This is a genomic window from Syntrophus aciditrophicus SB, from assembly GCF_000013405.1.
Classification (GTDB): Bacteria; Desulfobacterota; Syntrophia; order Syntrophales; family Syntrophaceae; genus Syntrophus; species Syntrophus aciditrophicus.
In genome coordinates, this window is sequence record NC_007759.1 from 1,777,693 (window position 1) to 1,800,357 (window position 22,665).

Annotated in this window: 17 protein-coding genes; 13 read left to right on the top strand and 4 right to left on the bottom strand. The window is 56.7% G+C overall.

Annotated features, from left to right (window positions below; all coding sequences use genetic code 11):
• Positions 1–208: 208 nt before the first annotated feature.
• Positions 209–412 (top strand): helix-turn-helix transcriptional regulator, encoded by a 204-nt coding sequence (locus tag SYN_RS08155; protein ID WP_258165175.1) that lies wholly within the window; start codon positions 209–211, stop codon positions 410–412.
• Between the two features lie 65 nt (positions 413–477).
• Here SYN_RS08155 and istB read toward each other — a convergent pair whose 3' ends face one another.
• Positions 478–1,245 (bottom strand): IS21-like element helper ATPase IstB, encoded by a 768-nt coding sequence (gene istB / locus SYN_RS08160; RefSeq protein WP_011417612.1) that lies wholly within the window; start codon positions 1,243–1,245, stop codon positions 478–480.
• Complete coding sequence (gene istA / locus SYN_RS08165) at positions 1,242–2,792, bottom strand: IS21 family transposase (protein ID WP_041584893.1); 1,551 nt, start codon at positions 2,790–2,792, stop codon at positions 1,242–1,244. The genes istB and istA overlap by 4 nt, the downstream gene beginning before the upstream one ends.
• A gap of 212 nt (positions 2,793–3,004) precedes the next feature.
• On the opposite strand from istA, the gene SYN_RS08175 reads away from it, so the two are divergent.
• The 10 genes from SYN_RS08175 to SYN_RS08220 all read left to right on the top strand — a co-directional run bounded on the left by SYN_RS08175 (position 3,005) and on the right by SYN_RS08220 (position 15,064).
• Positions 3,005–4,510: an HD domain-containing protein gene (locus tag SYN_RS08175; protein ID WP_011417614.1), complete on the top strand. Its 1,506-nt coding sequence runs from the start codon at positions 3,005–3,007 to the stop codon at positions 4,508–4,510.
• A complete protein-coding gene (locus tag SYN_RS08180) occupies positions 4,488–6,902 on the top strand; it encodes a glycosyltransferase family 4 protein (protein ID WP_011417615.1) in 2,415 nt (804 codons plus the stop codon). Before SYN_RS08175 ends, SYN_RS08180 begins: the two co-directional genes overlap by 23 nt.
• The gene (locus SYN_RS08185; protein WP_011417616.1) at positions 6,899–7,858 is read left to right on the top strand and encodes a glycosidase; all 960 of its coding nucleotides are present in this window, start codon (positions 6,899–6,901) and stop codon (positions 7,856–7,858) included. Before SYN_RS08180 ends, SYN_RS08185 begins: the two co-directional genes overlap by 4 nt.
• A 69-nt stretch (positions 7,859–7,927) precedes the next feature.
• The gene (locus SYN_RS08190; protein WP_041585542.1) at positions 7,928–9,010 is read left to right on the top strand and encodes a DUF4032 domain-containing protein; all 1,083 of its coding nucleotides are present in this window, start codon (positions 7,928–7,930) and stop codon (positions 9,008–9,010) included.
• A 33-nt stretch (positions 9,011–9,043) separates the two neighbouring features.
• Positions 9,044–9,493: a hypothetical protein gene (locus tag SYN_RS16075; protein ID WP_011417618.1), complete on the top strand. Its 450-nt coding sequence runs from the start codon at positions 9,044–9,046 to the stop codon at positions 9,491–9,493.
• A complete protein-coding gene (dnaJ, locus tag SYN_RS08200; RefSeq protein WP_049749948.1) occupies positions 9,477–10,550 on the top strand; it encodes a molecular chaperone DnaJ in 1,074 nt (357 codons plus the stop codon). Before SYN_RS16075 ends, dnaJ begins: the two co-directional genes overlap by 17 nt.
• Before the next feature lie 103 nt (positions 10,551–10,653).
• Positions 10,654–11,145, top strand: a complete 492-nt coding sequence (locus SYN_RS08205; protein ID WP_011417620.1) for an Hsp20/alpha crystallin family protein — start codon at positions 10,654–10,656, stop codon at positions 11,143–11,145.
• 172 nt (positions 11,146–11,317) lie between these two features.
• Positions 11,318–11,608, top strand: coding sequence for a co-chaperone GroES (groES, locus tag SYN_RS08210; RefSeq protein WP_041584896.1), 291 nt, complete (start codon positions 11,318–11,320; stop codon positions 11,606–11,608).
• An 18-nt stretch (positions 11,609–11,626) separates the two neighbouring features.
• Positions 11,627–13,255 (top strand): chaperonin GroEL, encoded by a 1,629-nt coding sequence (gene groL / locus SYN_RS08215; protein ID WP_011417622.1) that lies wholly within the window; start codon positions 11,627–11,629, stop codon positions 13,253–13,255.
• Between the two features lie 69 nt (positions 13,256–13,324).
• Positions 13,325–15,064, top strand: coding sequence for a DUF6178 family protein (locus SYN_RS08220; RefSeq protein ID WP_011417623.1), 1,740 nt, complete (start codon positions 13,325–13,327; stop codon positions 15,062–15,064).
• Positions 15,065–15,179: 115 nt separating this feature from the next.
• Here the strand turns inward: SYN_RS08220 and SYN_RS08225 are convergent, their stop codons facing one another.
• On the bottom strand, positions 15,180–18,017 hold the full coding sequence (locus SYN_RS08225; RefSeq protein WP_041584897.1) for a UvrD-helicase domain-containing protein: 2,838 nt from the start codon (positions 18,015–18,017) through the stop codon (positions 15,180–15,182).
• On the bottom strand, positions 18,011–20,464 hold the full coding sequence (locus SYN_RS08230; protein WP_011417625.1) for a PD-(D/E)XK nuclease family protein: 2,454 nt from the start codon (positions 20,462–20,464) through the stop codon (positions 18,011–18,013). Before SYN_RS08230 ends, SYN_RS08225 begins: the two co-directional genes overlap by 7 nt.
• 351 nt (positions 20,465–20,815) lie before the next feature.
• Between SYN_RS08230 and SYN_RS08235 the strand changes: the two genes are divergently transcribed.
• Positions 20,816–21,622 carry a type IV toxin-antitoxin system AbiEi family antitoxin domain-containing protein gene (locus SYN_RS08235; protein WP_011417626.1) on the top strand — a complete coding sequence of 269 codons (807 nt, stop codon included), beginning with the start codon at positions 20,816–20,818 and terminating at the stop codon, positions 21,620–21,622.
• Positions 21,619–22,587: a nucleotidyl transferase AbiEii/AbiGii toxin family protein gene (locus tag SYN_RS08240; protein ID WP_041584898.1), complete on the top strand. Its 969-nt coding sequence runs from the start codon at positions 21,619–21,621 to the stop codon at positions 22,585–22,587. The genes SYN_RS08235 and SYN_RS08240 overlap by 4 nt, the downstream gene beginning before the upstream one ends.
• Positions 22,588–22,665 lie beyond the last annotated feature (78 nt).

Sequence of the window (22,665 nt, forward strand, 5' to 3'; positions counted from 1 at the left end):
CCTTTTTGCATTGCCCCAAAAAAGATATAGCCGGAAAATGCTGATCTCTGTCAGAAAAATCGCCTTCGTCTTAGCGACAAAAAAATTGGGGTTCCTTTTAACTTTTTTCTTGCATATGTTATATCATATGCTATATAAGACCACTTAGCTAAGAGACGAACCAAATTTGTGAGAGGAAACTCGCTTGTGGGTTAATAATTATAATTACGTGGTTCTTGTAAAAGAAGTCCGCGTTCAACTAGGCCTGAGCCAAGAGGATCTGGCTCGGGAGTTAGGGGTCAGTTACGCCACCATCAATAGGTGGGAAAATGGGCGGTTCTCGCCTTCCAGATTAGCCGTAATGCAACTTGAGACTTATTGCGACAGGATGATTGGACTGGAGAGACTGGTTCTACCCGGATATAAAAAATAAGAAAAATCCAATAAAAAAGTTGACATATGTCAAGTATCACGTTATTTCACCCCCCCGGTATCACATTAATTCACCCCCCTGGAGGTAGAGGGTGATATTTTGGGTTTGAGAATCCGCCTGTACGAGTCTCCTTCCGTGATCAAGTGGTGAGCGTTGTGGGCCAGCCTGTCGAGGGCGGAATTGGCCATGACAGGATCGGGGAAAAGGGGTAGCCAATCCTGAGGCGGCCTGTTGCTTGTGATGATGATGGAAGACCTGAGATAGCGCTCCGCAATGATCTCGTAGAAGTCTTCCGCCTGCAGTGGGTTCAGAGCGGACAGCCCAAAATCATCTATGATGAGCAGGTCGGGAGCGAGATATCTTTTCATCCGCTTCTCCCAGGATTGATCGGCCCGCCCCGCCAGCAGGACGCGGAAGAGCTTCACTGCTTTTGTAAAGAGGACATCATGACCGAGGCGGCAGGCGTGGTGGCCGATGGCCTGAGCGATATGAGTTTTTCCGACGCCGGAGGGGCCGCACAGAAGAACGTGCTCGTGCTTTTCGATAAAGGTGCATCGGCACAGGTCCCGGACCACTTTGGCGCTTATCTTGGGGTTGAAGGAGAAATCGAACCCTTCGAGGGTCTTCTCTTCTTCGAAACAGGCCCGGCAGATGCGCAGGTTGAGCTTTTTGGCCTCCCGGCGTTCCACCTCGTCCTGCAGGAGTACTTGAAGGAACTCGAGGTAGCCCAGGGAGTCCTTTTGAGCCTGCTGGAGCCTCAGGTCGAGGCTCTCGAGAAAGCCGCTCAGACGCAACGTTCGCAGCTGTTCTTTGAGCTGGTGGTCTAGGTTCATGGGAGCACCTCCGTCTTGGAGGTGAAGTAATCGGCGGGACGCAAAAAGCTTTTTCCCAACTCGGACAGCTCGAGGCGGACCTGCTCCACGGGCTCCTGTGGGGGCTTCCAACCGTTTTCCAGGATGGCCTTGATGCTGCGGTAACGGAAGTTGCCGAAAAAGAGCGATCTCTCAGCCGCCGACTCCATGGCCGCGCTGCCGTACTTTTTGGCCAGCCTCAGAACCGCTTGCGCCTTGCGAAGGTTGCGCATGGCGTGGTCGCCCAGGATGCTGCGGACCAGGGCCTCCGTCTGGGGACCGATCTGGGCCGCCTGGCCTCGGCAATAAGTCGGGGCCGCCATGAGATAGGCGAGCTTATCCGGCGGATAATCCGACTGATCGGTCACGAAGGTCCCCGGGACAAAAGAGCGGTTATGGGTCTTGATCAGCTGTCCATCGAGAAAAACATGAACCTGGCGGCAGCCGCCCCGCACCCAGACCTGCCTGCCGATGAAGCGGGTCGGCAGGGAGTAATAAGAGCGGTCGAAAACGACATGGTGATCGGGATGCACCGTACAGGCCTTCCACAGGGGGATGTCGAACGCTTCGGCGGGAAGCGCTTTCAAACAAGAGGCCTCCTCGTTCTGGAAGACCTCGAAGGGGCGCCGCTTGGTGGTGCCGTGAATCTGCATGCCGATCTGCTCCTTGCACCACAGGAGAGCCTTTTCGTTGGCCTCTTCGATATCCCGAAAATCCCTGCCCGCCAGGAGCTGCCCACGGACGACCGGCACCAGCCTCTCCACTTTTCCCTTGTGTTTGGCCTCTCTTACCTTGGCAGGGTCGGCGACAAACCCGTAATGCCTCTCCATCTCGGCATAGGCCCGGTTCAGGGTGGGGTCGTAGATATCCGGCTTGATCACTCCCGATTTGAGATTATCAAGGACCACGGTGGCGGGGCAGCCGTTAAAAAAGGCGAAGGCCCTCTCGTGGCAGTCAATCCAGGTCCTCACGTCCATGTGGAAGACAAAACGGACATACCGGTGGCGGCTGTAGGAGAGCACCATGATAAACGCCCAGGCCTTGCGCAGCCGTCCGCCCGGCGCTTCTCTCATCATCCCCGCAGAGCCAAAATCCACCTGGGCCTGGCTGCCCGGCTCCACTTCGATCCTCACCGTGACGACAGGAGCGCACCAGTGGAACTCGCTGCGCAGGTACCGCAGCATCGTGCAGTAGCCGATCCGCCGCTCAGTCTTCTCTTCAAAAAGACGCCAGATCTGCTTGGCGTCAATCTTCTTGCCTTTGTGCAGAAGCTCGGCAATCCAGTCTCTATGAGGCGCGATCAGCGCCCGCGCCGGCGTTGTCCTCAAAAAAGAAGCCTCCCCGGCCGCTTGGAGCTTCTGCGCAAGCTCCTCCTCGGGGGGGAAGGGGGTTCCCCGTGCCACGCCGGCAACTTGAGCGAGCCGGATATACTTGCGCACGGTGTTGCGGTCAAATCCCAGGGAGCGCTCGATCTGTTTGAAGCCGGCTCCCTGATGCCACTGAAAAATCATCTCGACAATCTCGTTCATCGTTACCTGCCTCCTGGACACCGATACCATCCTCCTTGTCTGAACGTGATAAATCGACGGCAGGATATATCGGTTTATTGTTTGTCTCTACCCGGATGCAGGGGGTGAATTAAATGATACTGGGGGGTGATATGAGTTGATACTGAACCCCTCCAGGGGGGTGAATTATCATGATACTCGACACATATTGTTGATCCTTAGAATTTCGAGCAATGGGACGAGATACTCAGGTATTGGCTTGTGGCAGCCTATTTATTGAAAAAATCGAAAATACCTACACGGCAAAAGATGCCAACCTCTTAAAAAAGGCATACGCCTTTTCAAGACAGCGAGAATCCGACTGCGATTCATCATCTTTCAAGGCCGCTGAATTGCTCATTGAGCAGGGGGCGGATGGCGAAACTGTTGCGTGTGCCCTGGTAGCCCCCCATTTTTGGCAAGGCCGCGTTAAACCAGAGGAAATTCGGGAACACGTCAGTCAAGATGTAGCCGATACACTCGCATATCTCAAACAACCCTTCAGCCTCCGTATCGATACCGAAATCCATCGGCGCAAGGATATTAATGCTCTCCTAGTGTCCATGTCCGAGACGCCCCGCGCGGCCATTCTTCTTATCGTTTTCCGTCTAATAGAATTGGAAACGACGCTTGAATCCCAAGGAAAGAATCCATGCCATATGGCGCAGGAAACGCTTCATTTCTATGTGCCAATCGCGGATCGGTTAAGCCTTGGCGAGATGCGCCGCCGTCTTGAAGATGTTTGCTTTCGCATTTTGCATCCCTTTCAGTATGAAAAACTGAAGCAGGACGTGACTCCGATTCAGTCCGAAGATGAGAAGTGTCTGGAGATACTGATTGAAGGCGTCAAACGTCTGTTGGACAAGAACCGCATTCATGCGGAAGTTCACGGTCGCGCAAAGAGCCTTTATAGCATCCACCTGAAGATGACCCTAAAGGGAACGGCGCTGGAGGACATCATGGATCGCATCGGACTGCGAATCATCGTCTCGTCCGTGCCCGAATGCTATGCTGTACTCGGACTGCTGCATACCCATTTCAAACCGATTCCCGGAACCTTTGACGATTACATCGGACTTCCCAAGGATAATGGCTACCAGTCTCTGCACACCTGTGTCTACCCAATGCGAGAGGTCACCCATAAACCGATTGAGTTCCAGGTGCGGACCGAACTTATGCACATGGAAGCTGAGCACGGCTCGGCTGCGCATTGGCTCTATAAAAGTGCTGTCGCTATGGGAAAAGACTCCCTCAAAAACCAATGGTTGAAGGGGCTCGTGCGCCGGCATGACCAGGCAAAGAGCACCGATGCGTTTATTGAACTTTTACGCCGTCAGGTTTGCGAGGATCACATGGTGGTTTTCGGCAAGGGCGGCAGAATCACCCGCTTGCCCGACAAAGCCACCGTTCTCGAATATCTGGATGCCGCCAATTTCTTTGCTTCACGGAGCAGTGTCGTAAAGGTGAATGGAAAATTAGCCAGCTTAGATCAAACCCTCCGGGATGGAGATTCCATTGAGATCGTTGACTGCGAAGATTCTGCCAGTCCAGGTACAGTTGTTGATGACATGGGGGACATAATCGGACAGCATAAAGCGTCACCCATGAACACGGAAGGTTGCAAGGTCTGGGCCACAGCGCAAGGATCTATTTTGAGACATAAAGAGGAGAACAGCCATGCCTCAACAGAAGGTCCATGATTCAAGAATAAAGAAAATCGCCCTGGTTGGTAACTATATTCCGCGCCAATGCGGTATAGCCACTTTCACGTCCGATCTTCTTACGGCATTGGCCACGGAAGATTCGACGGCGGGATACTGGGCGGTCGCGATGAACGACGTTCCCGAGGGTTACCCCTATCCGGCTCAGGTTCGTTTCGAAGTCAATCAGCACCTGTCGGCGGATTACCGGCTCGCGGCGGACTTCATGAACATGAACCGGGTGGAGACAGCCTGCCTTCAGCACGAATTCGGGATTTTCGGCGGAGATAACGGTGCACACATTTTGGAGTTGCTAAGCGGTCTGCGGATGCCCCTGGTGACCACCCTGCACACGGTCATCCAGAGCCCGTCTGCTGGGCAGATGGTCGTCACCAGACGCATCGCCCAATTATCTGACCGGCTGGTCGTAATGAGCCGGAAGGCCGTCGCAATCCTGCATGAAGTGTACGGCGTTCCTTCGGAAAAAATCGTCGTAATCCCCCACGGCATTCCCGATGTACCCTTTGTGGACCCCAACTTCTATAAGGATCAGTTCGGGGTCGAGGGCCGCAAAGTGATCCTGACCTTCGGGCTGCTTTCCCCCGGCAAAGGTATTGAGACCGTCATAGAAGCCCTACCACAAGTGGTCAGGGAAAATCCGGAAGCGGTCTACATTGTCCTCGGAGCCACGCACCCGCATATCAGGAAGGATCAGGGTGAGTCTTACCGCCTTTCTTTGCAGAGCCGCGCCAGGGAACTGGGAGTCGGCGGGCATATCATTTTTCACAACCGGTTTGTTGATCTGGAAGAGCTATGTGAATTCATCGGAGCGGCGGATATTTATGTCACACCCTACCTCAACCGGGAACAGATCGTCTCGGGCACGCTCGCCTATGCCCTGGGAAGCGGGAAGGCGACGATCTCCACCCCTTACTGGTACGCCGAGGAAATGCTGGCCGACGGGCGCGGCCGGATCGTTCCTTTCCGCGACACTGAGGCCATGGCCAGGGAGATCAACAGTCTTCTCGCTAGGGAGGTGGAACGGCATACCATGCGCAAGCGCGCTTACACTTTCTGCCGGGATATGACCTGGAAAGAGGTGGCGCGGAGGTACTTGGAAGTTTTCAAGGAGGTGAAGGAAGAAAGAGAAAAGAAGCCCAAAACAATATTCCGGACCAGGACGTTGAATTCCTCCCCCCGGGATGTGCCCCAGCCCAAATTGGACCATATTGCCCGGCTGACCGATGACGTCGGGATCATGCAGCATGCCAAGTTCATCATTCCCGATCGCCGCCACGGCTATTGCACCGATGATAACGCGAGGGCGCTGATGGCGGTTCTCATGGCCCGGGAAATGGTTCCCGACAGCGCACGCGTGATGGAACTGGCCTGCACTTACCTGAGCTTTTTGCATCATGCGTTTGACGAGCACACGAGCCGCTTCCGAAACTTCATGGACTACGAACGCAGGTGGAAGGATGAAACCGGCTCCCAGGACAGTCACGGCCGAGCGCTCTGGAGTTTAGGAGAGGTCATAGAGCTGGTCGAGTCAAATGATATCCGCGGAGCGGCCCTGGAACTATTCGAAAAAGCCCTGCCGGCGGTACTGGAATTCGATGCGCCCCGTTCATGGGCATTCGCGCTTGGGGGAATACACGCCTATTTGCAGAAATTCAGCGGTGACAGCGAGGCGAGGCGCATTCAGGAGAAGCTGGCAGTTCAACTCTACGAGTGCTGGCGGAAATGCGCCTCGGATGACTGGCCATGGATCGAGGAGAACCTTACTTATGACAACGGCAGCATATGCCGGGCGTTGATCACGTCAGGAAACTGGATGCAGAGGGAGGATATTTTGGAAGCCGGCCTGATTTCACTCGCGTGGCTGATGAGAATTCAAACCGGCTCCGGCGGACATTTCGCGCCCGTAGGGAACAAGGGCTGGTTTCCGCGCGGAGGCGTGATGGCTCGTTTCGACCAGCAGCCGATCGAAGCATTAAGCATGATAAAAGCGTGCCGTGCCGCTTATGACCAGACCCGCGACGCGAAATGGCTCATGCATGCCCGGCGTTGTCTGGAGTGGTTCCTCGGGCGAAACGATCTTGGCGTTCATCTATACGACCAAGTGACGGGTGGCTGCTGCGACGGCCTGCAGGCCAACGGTCCGAACCTGAACCAGGGCGCGGAATCGACCCTATCCTGTTTTCTGTCTCTAATCAATCTGCACCAAATCAATGCCCAAGTCTCCCTGGAGGGATCAAGTGAAGGCAGGAAGGATATCCATCAAGAGCCTGTAGTCCCCTCCCCGCTGGCTCTTTCCAGAGAAATCAAAAACCGGACCGTGATAGACGAAGGCACCGACATTTCTTCAGGGAGGATCACCGCAGGCACATGAAGTTCGAGCGATCCAGGGAATTGTTCACCCGGTTTGAGAAAAACCCAATCATCCAGTCAAGAGATATCCCTTACCAGGCGAATTCGGTTTTTAATGCCGCCGCGACCCGGATCGGGGAGGACACCCTGCTTTTGATGCGCGTGGAGGATCGCCGGGGCATATCGCATCTGACAGCCGCACGCAGCCGCAACGGCGTAACGGATTGGAGGGTTGAATCCGAACCGACCCTGTCACCTGATCCCGATGGCCACCCTGAAGAGGTATGGGGGATCGAGGATCCCAGGATCACCCGTATTGAAGAACTTGATCTCTGGGCGGTCGTTTATACCTCCTACTCGGAAGGCGGTCCGCTGGTATCGCTGGCCACTACGAAGGACTTCGTGTCCTTCACGCGAAAAGGAGTCGTCATGCCGCCGGAAGACAAGGATGCAGCCCTGTTTCCCATCCGGTTTGGCGGCCGTTGGGCGATGCTGCACAGGCCCGTGTCGGCCTTTGCGGGAATCGGTGCGCACATCTGGATTTCATTCAGCCCCGACATGAAGCACTGGGGGGATCATCAAATTCTCATCCCGGCTCGCAGGGGCGGATGGTGGGATGCGAACAAGATCGGATTGTCCCCGCCACCCTTGCTGACTGAGGAAGGCTGGTTAATTCTCTATCACGGTGTCCGCATGACGCCCAGTGGATGCATTTACCGGCTGGGATTGGCGCTTCTCGATTTGGAAAATCCTCTTCGAGTATTGGCGCGATCGGATGAATGGGTATTTGCACCGGAAAAGAATTATGAATTGGAGGGCGACGTGGACAAGGTGGTTTTCCCCTGCGGCTGGATAGTCGAGAACGAAGTCATTCGGTTGTACTACGGCGGGGCAGACAAATGCATCGCCCTGGCTACGGCGCGCCTCTCTGAATTGCTGGATTGGCTGGAAAGATACAGGCGGAAGGACTCCAAGTAACTTCGATCTTGTAACTCTCCTGGAGATCCTATGGAGGATGTGCCTTCTTATTATATAGAGGTTGGCGTGATGAATGAAAACTTGCATGACACCCCTTCGCCGGAAGAGTGCGTAGCTCGGATCTTCGAATTGAGCGGTACCAAACTTGAACCGGATGTCGCGTCCGGACTCTGGCAACAAATACTAAACCACAAGTGGTTCTTATCGGAAAAAGTGGGGCGGGATATCGGTATGCGCGCCGCCTGCATTGATTTCCTGGAGAATATCCAGCAGGCGACCGGCGAATACAAGGCTTATAAGAACAGGAACATATTAAACGAGATGGGGGCTCAGGTGATCGGAAGAAGCATATGGAATACCATAGCCGATACTCAACCCCCGAAACAACTGGTCAAGCGCAGGATCATTCTGCCATTAACCCGGGAGGGCCTTTCCAGGAAGCATGGAGTCGTTCCCCCCAAAACCATCCTCTTCTTCGGCCCTCCCGGTACCGGGAAAACTCACTTTGCAAGGGCGATCGCCGGCATCCTTTCCTGGTGGTACGTAGAGATTGCACCCAGCATGTTGATGGTGGATGGAATGGAAAAGATCGGCGCTAATCTGAGGTCGATAATGGAGAAAGTAAGGATACTGGATGAATTGGTTCTCTTCATTGATGAGTTTGAAGAAATCGCCGCCAGTCGTGACAATGGGGACCGGATTGACAAGTCCATTACCAACGAGTTTCTTAAACAGTTGCCCTTGCTTAAAAACCAGGGGAACAAGATTCTTCTCGTGTGCGCCACTAACTACATCCAGCAACTGGATGAGGCGATGCTTCGTCCGGGCAGGTTCGACTGCATTATTCCAGTCGGCGGATTGGACAGGGAAGGATCCAAGACCATCCTGCAAAACTATCTTTCCAAGCTGAACGTCGGCGAAATAGACCTCAATCAAGTAGCGGAAATGACGACCGGATTTACCCCGGCGGATATCGAATATCTTTTCCAGAAGATCGCACAGTTTGCCTTCGAACAAGAACTGGCTACCAAGCAGGATTACCGAGTCACAACGGAAACCTTGCTCCAAATAATACCCACGATCCGTCCATCCCTGACTGATAAGACGAGGGAAAAATTTGAAAAGGACATTGTTGCTTATTCGAGGTTTTAAGCGATCTTTATATTTAGTCTTCGGAGCAAAAAAGTGTGGTGGAAAACTTTTCTGGATCGCCTTGTAAAAGGCTCAACGAAAAACGTATTACCCGATTACCAGGAAAAACAAAAGCTCCTTTATAAGGGAAACATCTCACATGACGAACTTATCTCTTATGGTGACAGATACAGAAAGGCAAATCGTTTTTTCGACGCCCTTGAATTTTACCAGAAGGCGAAACATGGTCCAGGGTTAAGGGAGATCATGGCGGAATCAATTTCCTTAGGAGACGCGATGCTTTACGAGCAGGCCGCCAAAGCGCTTGGGGCTGCGGCTTCCACAGAGGAGTGGAATCGGATCGGCAGACGGGCCTTTGCCTTGAAAAAATACCTTTTTGCCCGGTATGCCTTCGAAAAGGGCGGGGATGGAAACATGCTGGATAAGATCAATAAAATCGTCGCGGGAGGAAACGTTCAAAAGTCTGATGATCACAAGGCGTGACTATTATAAGATCCTGGGCGTAGAGAAAAGCGCCTCGACTGAGGAAATAAAAAAGAGCTATCGACAGCTCGCCATGCAGCACCACCCTGATCGGAATCCGGGCGACAAGGAGGCTGAGGAGCGATTCAAGGAGGCAGCCGAGGCCTACGAGGTCCTAAGCGATCCTGAGAAAAGGGGCATCTACGACCGGTACGGCCATTCGGGGTTAAACGGGGCCGGCTACCGGGGGTTCACGGATTTCGAAGACATCTTTGCCAGTTTCGGAGACATCTTCGGGGACTTCTTCGGCGGCCGTGCGGGGCGAACCCGCGCCCGATCAAGCGTCAGGGCGGGGGCGGACCTGCGGTATGACCTGCGCGTTCCCTTCCTGGATGCCGCGCTTGGCACAACGACCGAAATCAGAATTGAAAAGTCCATTCGCTGCCCTACCTGCGGCGGTTCCCGTTGCGCACCGGGAACTTCGCCGCAGCTCTGCGATCTTTGCGGGGGGCGCGGTCAGGTGACCCAGTCCAAGGGCTTCTTCAGCATCCGTTCGACCTGTCCCCAGTGTCACGGTATGGGCAGCGTAATCGCGAGTCTCTGTCGGAAATGTTCCGGTCGGGGAAAAGTCCGATCGAGCAAGACCGTCCAGCTCAAGATACCGGCGGGCGTGGAAACGGGTTCCAAACTCAGAGTAAGGGGGGAAGGAGAGGAAGGAGTATCCGGTGGCCCCAGCGGCGATCTCTACGTCTTCATCACAGTGGAGCCGCACGATCTGTTTGAAAGAAACGGGAACGACATCCACTGCTGCGTTCTCATCACCTTCGTTCAGGCCGCCTTGGGAGGCGCTGTGGAGGTGCCTACCCTGCGAGGTAGGGAGTCTTTGAAGATCCCTCCGGGAACACAGTCGGGAAGCCGCTTTCGCCTCCGAGGCAAGGGAATTGCGAGCCTGCAGGGAGACGGTTACGGCGATCAGGTGATCGAAACCGTGGTGACTGTGCCGACGAACCTGACGAGGCGACAAGAGGAACTGCTAAAGGAATTTGAGAGGTTGGAAAACGAAAAAAGGGGGTCTTGACAAGGCCGAATCTGTGATTATTTTACGCTCAAAAAAGGCATTAAACTTAACACTATCATAGTGTTGCAAACAAATATTCCGAAAGGGAAAGGAGGAAAAGCATATGATTAGAAACCTGTTGCCCACCGTATGGCGGAGAAGCGAAACGCCCCTGCGACGCGCAGAGGAAAGCCCCTTCTTGGCCCTGCATCGGGAAATGAACCGGATGTTCGACGACTTTTCCCGAGGCTTTGACTTGTCGCCCTTTGATGGCGGATGGAGTTGGGGCTTTTCGCCCCCGGTCGACGTTCGGGAGGACGAAAAAGAGGTCACCGTGAAGGCCGAGCTGCCGGGCATGGAGGAGAAGGACATTGAGGTGAATCTTGCCGACAATGGCCTCACGATCAAGGGGGAGAAGAAGGCCGAGAAGGAAGAGAAGGGGAAGGACAATTGGTATCGGGAGACGAGCTACGGTGCCTTCCATAGGTTCATCCCGCTTCCCGAAGGACTCGACAAGGAGAAAGTTGATGCTCGCTTCAAGAACGGCGTCTTGACCGTTACCCTTCGCCGGTTGGAAGAGGCCAAGGGGAAGAAGATCGCTATCAAAGCGGAATAGCCGTGCTGACGGCGTCATTTGAATTAGTGAGTTCCCCCCGGCCATTGGGCGGGGGGAAACCCTTTTTGACCGAGCCTGATCCTCTCCGACCCGGAATTCACCGGATCAACAAAATCACGATTGCGGGGGCATCCCCGCTCGTTCATCATTATTCTAGAAGGAGGTTTTGAAAATGAAGTTTAAACCGTTACATGATCGGATCGTGGTGTCACGCGTCGATGCAGAAGAGAAGACTGCCGGCGGGATCATCATCCCGGATACGGCCAAGGAGAAACCCCAGGAGGGGAAAATTATCGCCGTCGGTCCTGGCAAACGGGACAATGACGGGAATATCATCCCCTTGGACGTGAAAGCAGGCGACCGGGTTTTGTTTTCCAAATGGGCCGGCACGGAGTTCAAGCTTGACGGTCAGGAGCATATGATCATGAAAGAGGACGATATCCTCGGCATTATTGAATCATAATACAAGGAGGTAGGAACCATGCCTGCAAAGGAAATAAAATATGATATGCAAGCCCGCGAAAAAATAATGAAGGGCGTTGATACGTTGGCCAATGCGGTAAAAGTCACCCTGGGACCCAAAGGACGGAATGTGGCTATCGCCAAATCCTGGGGCGCCCCTCAGGTCACAAAGGACGGCGTTACCGTGGCCAAAGAGATTGAGTTGGAAGACAAATTCGAAAACATGGGGGCGCAGATGGTCAAAGAAGTTGCCTCCAAGACTTCGGATAAGGCGGGCGACGGCACCACGACGGCTACCGTGCTCGCCCAGGCGATTTATCGTGAAGGATCCAAGCTTGTCGTCTCCGGTATGAACCCCATGTCGCTGAAGCGAGGGATCGACAAGGGGGTGGCTCTCGTTGTGGATGAACTGAAGAAGCGCAGTAAGACCATCAGCGACAAGAAGGAGATTGCCCAGATTGGCACCATTTCGGCAAACAACGATGCGACTATTGGAAACATCATCTCCGAAGCAATGGAGAAAGTCGGCAAGGATGGGGTGATCACCGTTGAAGAAGCCAAGGGAATGGAAACCGAATTGGAGATCGTTGAAGGGATGCAGTTCGATCGGGGCTATGTCTCGCCCTACTTTGTCACCGATGCGGAGAAAATGGAGGTCCGCCTGGATGATCCCTATATCCTGCTCCATGAAAAGAAGATCAGCGCCATGAAAGACATGGTTCCTCTTCTGGAGCAGATCGCCAAGACGGGCAAGCCGCTCCTGCTCGTCGCGGAAGATATCGAGGGAGAGGCTTTGGCCACCCTGGTCGTCAACAAGATGCGCGGGACCCTCAAATGCGTGGCAGTCAAGGCACCTGGCTTCGGAGACCGCCGCAAGGCCATGCTCCAGGATATCGCCGTTCTGACGGGAGGAAATCTTATTTCCGAGGACGTGGGAATAAAGTTAGAGAACGTCACGCTTCAGGATCTGGGCACTTGCAAGAAGGTCACTGTTGACAAGGACAATACCACCATCGTGGACGGCGCCGGCAACCGCGCTGACATCGAAGGGCGCGTGAAGCAGATCCGGGCGGAGATCGAGGAGACAAAATCGGACTATGACCGGGAGAAGCTCCAGGAGCGGCTGGCCAAGATCGTCGGGGGCGTGGCGGTTATCAGAGTTGGCGCCGCCACGGAGATCGAGATGAAAGAGAAGAAAGCGCGGGTCGAGGATGCCTTGCATGCCACGCGAGCCGCTGTTGAAGAGGGCATTGTTCCGGGCGGCGGCGTGGCATTCATCCGCTCCATCGGTGCATTGGCGGATGCAAAATTGCCCGATGAGGAGCAACAGGGATTGAACATCGTCCGGCGCGCCTTGGAAGAGCCGTTACGTCAGATCGCCGCCAACGCAGGCTGCGAAGGCTCCATTGTAGTGGAAAAGGTGAAGGAGTCAAACGGGACTCATGGTTTCGACGCCGAAACTGAGCAGTACGTTGACATGCTGAAGGCCGGGATCATCGATCCCACGAAGGTCGCCCGCTTTGCCCTCCAGAACGCCGCGTCGGTTGCTTCGCTCCTATTGACCACCGAGGCGATGATCGCGGAAAAGCCGAAGAAGAAAGAACCGCCCATGCCTGCCATGCCGTCGGACATGGGGGATTATGACTAACCCCTCCTGAAGCCGCCCTCCCGCTTCCGGGAAACCGGGGCGGGGGCGGTCCCTCCCTTTGTTCGCGCAATGAGAAGTTCATATCAAACCATACCGAAATCCACGGCCGTTCCATCTGCACTGGCAGCTAAGGAACTCCTGAAACTTTCCGGCAGCGCCCTGCTCAACCGCATCCTGGACGAGGAGAGTCCCAAGGTCTTTATCCGCTGCCTTCCGGAAGAGGACTTCTTCTGGATCGTCAAGAGGATCGGCGAGGCGGACTGCCTTCCCCTCCTGAGGCTCGCCTCGGAGGATCAGTGGGAATACCTTCTTGATCTGGAGACCTGGGAGAAGGACCGGCTTGATGCGGACAGGGTGCTGTCGTGGCTTTCGCAGCTGAGCGACGCCGATCCGGCGCGATTCGCCGTCTGGCTATTCAGCCAAGGTGATGCCCTGTTTTCCTTGCTCATCAACGGGAAAGCGGAAGTCATCATCAGGGACGGCGAAGAGGAAGCCGATCTTTCAGCGGGATATTTCACGCTGGATGGTCTGTTCTATATCCGGCCAATCAGGGAAGAGGATCGCGAGGCCATCGAAGGGCTTCTGCGGACCCTGGCCAGTAAGGATCATCATGCCTACCAGGCTCTTCTTTACGGCCTCGCTGCCCTCATTCCTACCGAGGTCGAGGAGGAACTCTACCGTTTTAGGAACGGCCGTCTCGCCGAACACGGATTTCTTCCCTACGAGGAGGCAGTTGCCGTATACGCTCCCCTTGACCCGGCGGTACTTCGCGCCGAGAAGCCGCCGCTCCTTCTTCCTGGACGGCTCTGCTCCACCGAGGAAGGCGCGCTTATCCCTGTCTCTCCGCTCATGCATGTCGGAGAGGACCTCCTGTTTGCCGAGGCACTTTCGCGTATCGGCGATCCCCTTCTCCAGGACCGCATCCGCCTGGAATTCGCCGGCCTGTGCAACCGAATCGTTGCCGCCGACACCCCTGCCGGGGAGATCGATTCCGAACGGCTGTCCGCATCCTGTCGGCGAGCGGCTTCCTATCTGAATGTCGCCCTGGAACGGCTCTGCGACAAGGACGGCGAGGCGGCGGCAACCCTGCTCAAGGACAACCCCTTGCTGGCGATATTCCGGGTGGGGTACGGCCTGGCCCTGAAGCTTCGCTGGGAGGCGGATCGGTGGCTAAAGAAGAGCCTCTTTCTCCAGCAGGGGAAGACGAATGCCTTTTGGGGAACACCCTGGGAGGAGACCTTGGAGGGGCTTTGCGCCCCCCGTCCCCTTTATTTCGCAGGCAGGGAGGCGCAGAATCCGCACCGGGATTTCAGAATGGTCGCGGAACTGGAAGAAACCCGTTGCCGGGTCGAGCAAGTCAAGGCGATCGACCGCTTGTTGATGGACCTCGCCGTAAGGCACGGAGAAAGCTCGCGATTGCCAGCCTGGGCGGAGACGTTTCATCCGCTTATCTTCAACCGGTGGGTGCGCGCCATCCTGGGAAGCGTGATGTCGGCGGAGCCCCTCGCGGGGGAAGAAGCGAGGCGCTTCTTCCGTCTGGTCCGCCGGAACGACAAGGGACCGCCCTACCGTATGGCGGGATTCAAGGAGGCTTTTATCCGCGACCTCTCCCGGGCGTCCTTCGATGTTGACGAGAAAGCAACGCAAGCCCTTCGTGAAGCCCTCTCCGGAATCTGGGATTCATTCCGCGGGGAATACGAAAATATCGAAGAAGGAAATCTGGAGAGGCGTTATCTTAGGTTTCTTCGTGTGACCCTATTAGATGGTCCCGAGCAGAAAGACCGGTTCAATGAAAGTCCAAAAATTTGACGAAGCTGCCACAAGCAAGCATGATGATGTTTTTGTTGGAGTAAACGACCTTCTAAGGTAACCTGATGGTCAGTCTCGTTTTCGAAAGCCATCGGCTTTTCCTATCCAAAGCTTATTAAATTATCACAATCCGTTGCGGCTCGTCCACGAACAGCAGATAGCACTCGACCGGACGCCCTGCGAACAGCCCCTGGAGAATCATCCGGTAGCGGAGCATCTGGGGCCGATACTTGTCAGCCAAATGGCCGACGCGACCCGTCTTGAAGTCGATGAGGGTGATGCGGTCGGGGGCGATGATGAGCCGGTCCACGATGCCGAAGGTGCGGGTGTCGGAGATGTGCTGTTCGACGAGGACCTTCCCGGGTCGGAAGAGGATCTCTCGCACCTTCTCTTCGTGCAGGAACCGCTCGACCACGGCCTGCTCTTCTGCGGCGAGGCTGTCAGGGGCAATCGTTTGGCGATCGCATGTGAGGCGGGCGAGGATCGCGTGGATGCGAAGACCGCGCTCAATTCCCGCCTCGATGGCGGCGGAGCGCAGGGCCGCGTCCATTTCGTCGCTGTCGGCTGGCACGGCGGGGAGATCGCCCAGATCAGGCTCGATCAGATCCTCATGGTCCGCGGGGCGCGGCTTTTCGAGGCCGTAGTCATGCCGCCAGCCGAATTCGGTGCGCTCGGCGTCCGCTATAGGTTCCTGGGCCGTTGTAAACATTCGCTCACTGTAGCCCTTCAAGGCGCCCTCCCGGTCCGCCCGCAGGAGGATCGTCAGACTCTTGGCGGCGCGGGTCGCGGCGACGTAGATGATATTGGCCGTCTCTTCGGCCCTTTCTTCCTTCACAACAGTTACCGCCTCGGCAATGGCTGCAGCTCCTTCTATCGGGTCGGTAGCGAGAAAAGCCAGTTCGTCTTTGCTCAGGCTGAGCGGACAGCCATCTTCGGGGTGCGGAATTTCGGGCGCCCTGTCGTGCTCCTCTTTCCAGAAAAGAAAGACATGGGGAAATTCAAGGCCCTTGGTACCGTGGATCGTGGCCAGCTTCACCCGGTCAGCATGCTCTCCCTCGGGTATGGTGATAAGGTGCGACATGGTGAGCAGGTAACGCAGGAAGGCGGCGGCATCGACGGCATCGGGCCGGACGAAGTATCGCTCCGCCTCATCCCAGAGCGTCTCGATGAGGATGCGCGGAAAATGAGGCGCAAGGTCGCGCAGGGCGGATGCGAAGGCCGCGAACCGGTGCGGCCGGGGCGCGTTGCCGACAGTTTCGGCGAGCTGCGCGACGGCGGACATCAATGTCGCGCCCTGGGCCTCGCCATAGTCCAAAGACTTGAGGGCGCGAGGAATGAAGCGGCCGTCGTGGGCCGTGAAAAGCGCGATGAGCGAAAGATAGAGCGCCGTTCCCTCCCGGAGTGACAGCATCTCGCGGCCGCGGATCCCCGAGGTGGGGATTCCGGCTCTGGCCAGCGCCGCGGCGGCCCTATCCATATGCCTGTTGGTGCGGCACAGCACTGCGATATCGCCCCAGGGGCGACCGCACTCCGCCTTTTTTTTGACAATTGCTTCGATGAGCCGCTCGTACACCGGCTCGTCTCCCGCTCCGCAGGCGACCGGGATAACCGCCACCTCGGAGATGCCGCCGTAGGGGTGCTTCGGCTTTTCCGGCGGCGCCTGCATGTTGACTTTGTCGGTTCCGGCGAAGAGGTCGGCGACCAGATGGTTGAAAAATTCGATAAGAAGCGGTGTCGAACGGTAGTTGTAAGGAAGAGTCTCGGCAGCAATCTGTCCGCTCGCGAGGGCTGGGGTGAGCGAGGCCCGGAGCATATCGGGCGCCGCCCCCCGCCACTGATAGATCGACTGTTTCCAGTCTCCCACGAGGAAGATCGACCGGTCTCCCTCGGCATTGCTCCCCACGGAGCCGAGGATATCTTCGATCAAAGGCCGAAGCAGGGTAAACTGGATTTGCGACGTGTCCTGAAACTCGTCGAGGAGCAGATGGGCCGTTCGGTGGAAGCCCATTTCATAGAGGCGTGCAGCAAAAAGCGGTCGGTCGGGGCTGTCCGGTCCATCAAGGGCGATGAGCTTCCGTGGGACGTCGTCGAAGAAGAGCCGTCCGAGTTTTTCCTTCTCCTCGGCAATGACGTCGGCACGCAGGGCGATGAAACGCTTGAGAAGGGCGCTTCGCAACCGTTTCGTGTTGATGAGGTGTTCGGAGATCAGAACGCGCATTCGCGGATAGAGGTCCTCCAAGGCCGCGTAGGCGGGCGTGGCGCGATCGGCTGCAGCTACGCGAACATCAGCGAGGTTGTCTTTGAGGAAAAGCGCCCGTTTGAGGTCCACCCCGGCGAGCGGTTCAAGCAAGGGGGCGGCCACCTGGCTGCGCAGGGCTCCCCGCGTCGCTTCCGCGACGACTTGCACCTTGGCACGCAGCTGATCGTACTCGGCGACAAGCCGCGACTGTTCGCCCTTGAGTGCATCGAGCAGACGCTCGGGGCAGTCCCATGCCTCCAGTGACTCTCTGCCCTTATCCAGCTCCGCAATCAGGGAATCGGGTTGCAGATGGAGGATTCGGGCCGCGATCACGATGCTTTCGATGTCGGCCAGAACGCGCGGATGCTGGAAAAAACGCGTGTCGGCGAGCGTGGCGATGATCGCCTTCTCATGGTCGTCTGCCAACTGCGGAACATAGGCTTCAGTGGAAAGAAACTGGTGAAAGAGCGCATCGATCGTGGAGAAGTGGACCCTAGCGGCCCGCATGATGAACCGCAGCTTGTCGACGGGGCTCTCCTTCCCTTCGTCGATAGCATCGAGGATCCTTTTTTCCATTTCTGCCGCCGCGGCGCGGGTGAAGGTGGCGGCGACAACGAATTCTCCCTCCCGGTCGAGGTGGCTGCGGACCTCACGGGTCAGGCGGAAGGTCTTCCCCGAACCGGCCGAGGCGGTGACGAAAAGGCTCTTCACCATGGGTGGCCTCCTGGTCGTCCTATCGTCTGATAGAGGTCTGGTTTGAGGCAGAGAGCCTTGTAGGGGCAATAGGAACAGCCGTCGGCGCGGAAGTTCGGAGTGAAGCGTTCCAGGGCCAGCAGCGCATCAAGTCGCCCGGCGATGCCCTCCATCGTGGCATCACAGGCGTCCAGGTCTTCCTTGGCAAGATGGCCCTCATAATCGCCGCGCATTCTCGGACGCAAAAAGAGATGGGCTGCATCGAGCAGGCCGGGCGTCGCCCTTTTGTTCTGCAGGGCGAGATAGGCATAAATGAGGAGCTGGAAACGATCGTCGAAGACGTCGGTCTTCTCCAGCCGATCTACGAGGCGATCCTTTTCAGCGTAGGTTTTCTTCTCTTTGTATTTGAGATCGGTGATGAGTGTTTGGTCTCCATCGCGCTGTAGGCGGTCGATGCGCCCTTTAAGTCGGTAGCGGCCGCCGCCGAAGGGAGCACTCAGTTCGAGTTCGGCTTCCGTAACCTCATCGGAAAAGAGAATCGACCGGCCCGTTTCCTTTTCCCAGGCGGCAATATCGGCCAGATGGCTCTGGACGATAGCTTTGCGCACAGCCTGGTCCGGGAGTTTCATACGCAGATCCTCGTCGCTCTCCCATCTCGTGTCGAACAGTTCCTGCCAATGTAGGACGGCGGGGCGATGTTCTTTCAGCTCTGCAAAGAAGCGGTGGAGGAACTCTCCGATGAGGAGATTGGTGCTGTCTTTGTCTTCAAAGCAGGAGGGAGGTTTCACGGCCTCCATATCTTCCAGGATGAAGCGGCAGGGGCAGGTGAAAAAGTTCTTCAGCGAGCTGAAGGACCATGTATGCCGCCGGAGCCGCTCTTTCAGTTCATCCGTGTTCTCGATAACGAGGCTGCCGGCCGGTCCGCGCAACGCTGCCGGAACCATCCGCCGCTTCACCATTCTTTGGCCGAATTCGGTGGCAAGGAAAGAGAAGTGGGCTGATGGCGCATCGCCGTTTGCCTGATCGTACAGGGCGGCGATGTGGGCCGTCCGGCCGAAGGAAAGGAACTGCCTCAGCGCGAGATCGTCCGCCTCGTACTGCGTCCGGTAGATGCGCGGCAGATGGATCAGGTTGAGGTAGGGACCGCTGAAGGGCCTGCGCGGGAAGATGTCGCTGTTCATGGGCAGAATGACGGTGCGCGCATAGGGGACGCCGGTTGCGTCGCCCAGCCCCACAACCTGTATGGGTGCGTCACGCCTGCCGCGCAGTCGCAGCTTCTTTACGGCGATGAAGTGCTCGGCTAGAGGCAGCCACTCGTTTTCTGTAAACGGCATCAGTGCCCGGAGCCGATCCAACTCGTCGCACAGCGTGATCCCTCCCTCGAACGCGGAATGATCGGCCTCGTCGAGTTCGTTCCACCGGGTGGTAAGCTCGGAGACGAGATCCCGCCGCATGGCTGCCAGTCCCTTTCCGTCGCGGATTCCCTCGCGAAGCCGTTGCGCAGCCGCGAAGTGGGTGAAGGGAAGCCACGGCGCAAAGTTGACTTGTCCGCCGAGGGGCCGGAAGAGGAATTCCCAGAGATAGAATGACAGTTTCTCGTCCAGAGGCACGATGAAGAGCTGTTCCCTATCGCTACCGTAATTCCGTAAGAAGGTGTCGATCTCCCGGGCGAGAAGCGTCGGTAGGGCGGCCCGTTCGGCAAGTTCGGTGAACCCGGGCAACTCGCCGTCATGGCGCCGTTCGGCGATACCGATCCGTCTGACGAGCGACAGGGCCGTCTCGTAATCGGGCGGCTCAATTGGCATGTTGGGGCCGAAAAGGGGCGCATCCACAAAGAGCCGATCTTTCGGGATGCGGCTGAAAAAGCGCTCGTTCCCGGGGGTCATGAGGGGAAGGCCGATGAAGAATTCACCGTCGCCCGGTGTGAGGTCGGCAAACCGTGTCGCTTCGAACGGCGGATAAAAAAGCCCCCCGGTGGCAAGACGGGCGCGGAAGGCCTCCATCGTCGCGAAGAACCAGTCGATCCGTTCGAATTGTTCTGGGCCGATCCGGTCCAGCGCGCGCAATTCGTCGATGGTCACGGAAAACTCGGCGAGCGTGGTCAAAAACGAGAGCAGACGCTGGGTGTCGGCTGGGGGAAGAGAGCGGCCCTCTTCACGGCAGCGAAGGGCATGAAAGTGGAGGAAGGCTTCATCCTCCGGCACGGCCGTGCGGCCTGTCGCTTCGGCGATGCGGTGGGATCTGTAGTCGTTGAAGGAAAGGACGGCGGGGAGGAGACCGCCGATCCGGGTATGCACGAGGTGATGCAAAAAATCGCGGCCGCGGCCCGTCATCGAAACGGCGGTGAATCCGCTCATGTCCGGGTAATAGGCACGGAGCCGCCTGATGAGCGCGTCTACGGCGAGAGCATTGGCAGCCGAATGGAGGTCATCCGGCAGAGAGTTGAGATGGGCGGCCCGATCGGACATATGACAAATTCCTTCCCAGGTTGCATCACAGGAAACTTAATCTTCAGGGGATGGCGTTTCAATTCACGCTTAATAAAACATCGCCTCTCTCCTGCGGGGAAATACCACATCTCGGCCCATAGTCAATAAAATGCTGTGGCGATTTCAGTAAAAAAACTTGTATTCGCCATCGAGCATTTCAGCCAAGGACTTCTGCGCTTGACATTTATAAACGAAACCCATAATGAAATTATGGGTATTGATCGATATTGTCAATAAATCCCATTCACGATCCAATATAATACTTGACATGCAATATCAAAACACCTAAATATATTACGTGTTACGTTAATAAACATCAAGAGCAAGCTAATGAAACTCGGACTTTTTTTCAACAGACAGCCTGTCTTTACGGGCGATGAGCTTGCTGCCTTCCTTGCCTCCGAAGGCCCGCGCAATCCCCGGACGCAGGAGGCTTTACTCCTCTATCACGTGAAGATGAGCCGGTTGGTCCGGGTGCGCCGCGGTCTCTATGCCGTCGTCCCTACCGGGGCGTCTGCCGCATCCTATCCCGTCGATCCCTTCCTGCTGGCCTCTCGGATGACAAAGGATGCCGTGCTGGCCTACCACACGGCCATGGAGTTCCACGGCAAGGCCTATTCGGTCTACGAGCACTTCGTCTATCTTTCCGCCGCACCTGCGCGGCCCATCAGCTTCCGGTCCTACCAGTTCAAGGGAGTTCGCTTTCCCGGGGCTCTGCCTCCCGAGGTCGCTGTCTCCTTCGACGTAGTCAAGGCTGATCGCGCGGGTCTGGAGGTCCGAGTGACGGGCCTGGAAAGGACCTTCGTGGACGTACTCCACCGGCCCGGCCTGACTGGGAGTTGGGAGGAGATATGGCGCTCCCTTGAGTCCGTGGAGTTTTTCGATCTCGACAAGGTGACTGCCTACGTGCAACATCTCGGCAACGCCACGACCGCGGCCAAGGTCGGCTTCTTCCTGGAGCAGCACCGGGAAGGCCTGATGGTCGACGAGGTGCACCTGAGTGCCCTCCGTGACCTCCGGCCACAACACCCTCACTACCTGGAACGCAGCCGGCGGAAAGCGGGACACTTCGTGGCCGCCTGGAACCTCGTCGTTCCCCAAGAGATCTACGAGAGATCGTGGGAGGAACCTTCATGAAGATCTCCCCTGAAACGCTCGCCGTCCAGTCGGAGGCCGCCGGTTTTCGCCCGGACATGCTGGAAAAGGTCGCGCTGTTGCTCCAACTGCTCGATGCCATCCGTAGCCATCCCTTCCTCAAGGACAAGTTGGTCCTCAAGGGCGGCACGGCCCTGAACCTCTTCATCTTCGCCGTTCCCCGCCTCTCGGTGGACATCGATCTCAATTACATGGGAGCGGTGGACCGGGAGACGATGCTGTTGGAACGGCCCAAGGTCGAGGAAGCCCTGCAGGCGGTCTTTGCCCGGGAGGGATTCATGGTCCGGCGCGTGCCGACAGAGCATGCGGGCGGCAAATGGCAGCTCCGTTATCCCAGCGCCGGCGGCCAGGGAGGCAACCTGGAGGTGGATGTCAATTTCATGTTCCGGGTCCCACTGTGGCCGGTGCAGCGGATTGATTCACGGCAGGTCGGCATCTGGCAGGCCACAGGCATCTCGGTGGTGGACGTCCACGAACTCGCGGCTGGCAAGCTCTCGGCGCTGCTCTCGCGGCGGCAGGCGCGTGATCTGTTCGATTGCAGCAACCTCTTCCGTCTGGGTGGTCTCGATCGGGAAAGGCTGCGTTTGGCCTTTGTCGTCTACGGCGCCATGAGTCGCACCGACTGGCGAACCATTGCACTGAAGGATGTGGATGTCGATACCGCCGATCTGGAACAAAAACTCATCCCCACGCTAAGGTCCGCAGGGAGCGAATATATCCGGAAGGATCAGTTTGGGAAGGGGCTTGTCGAGGACTGCCGTAATCTTCTTGCCAGCTTGCTGCCGTTCACCGCACCGGACCAGGAATTTCTCGATCGGATTTTGGACATGGGCGAGATAGCCCCCGAGCTGCTGACCGGTGACGAGGCCCTGCAGAACCGCATCCGGCGCCATCCGCTTCTGGAATTGAAAGCCGTGAATGTAAGAAGCCACAAGAAGGGTAGTTGAAAATCGATTCCTCTCCAATGAGGCATAAAAAAGTCCTCAGGAGTGATGCCCAGCTTTCATTACCCAATTACCTTGGTC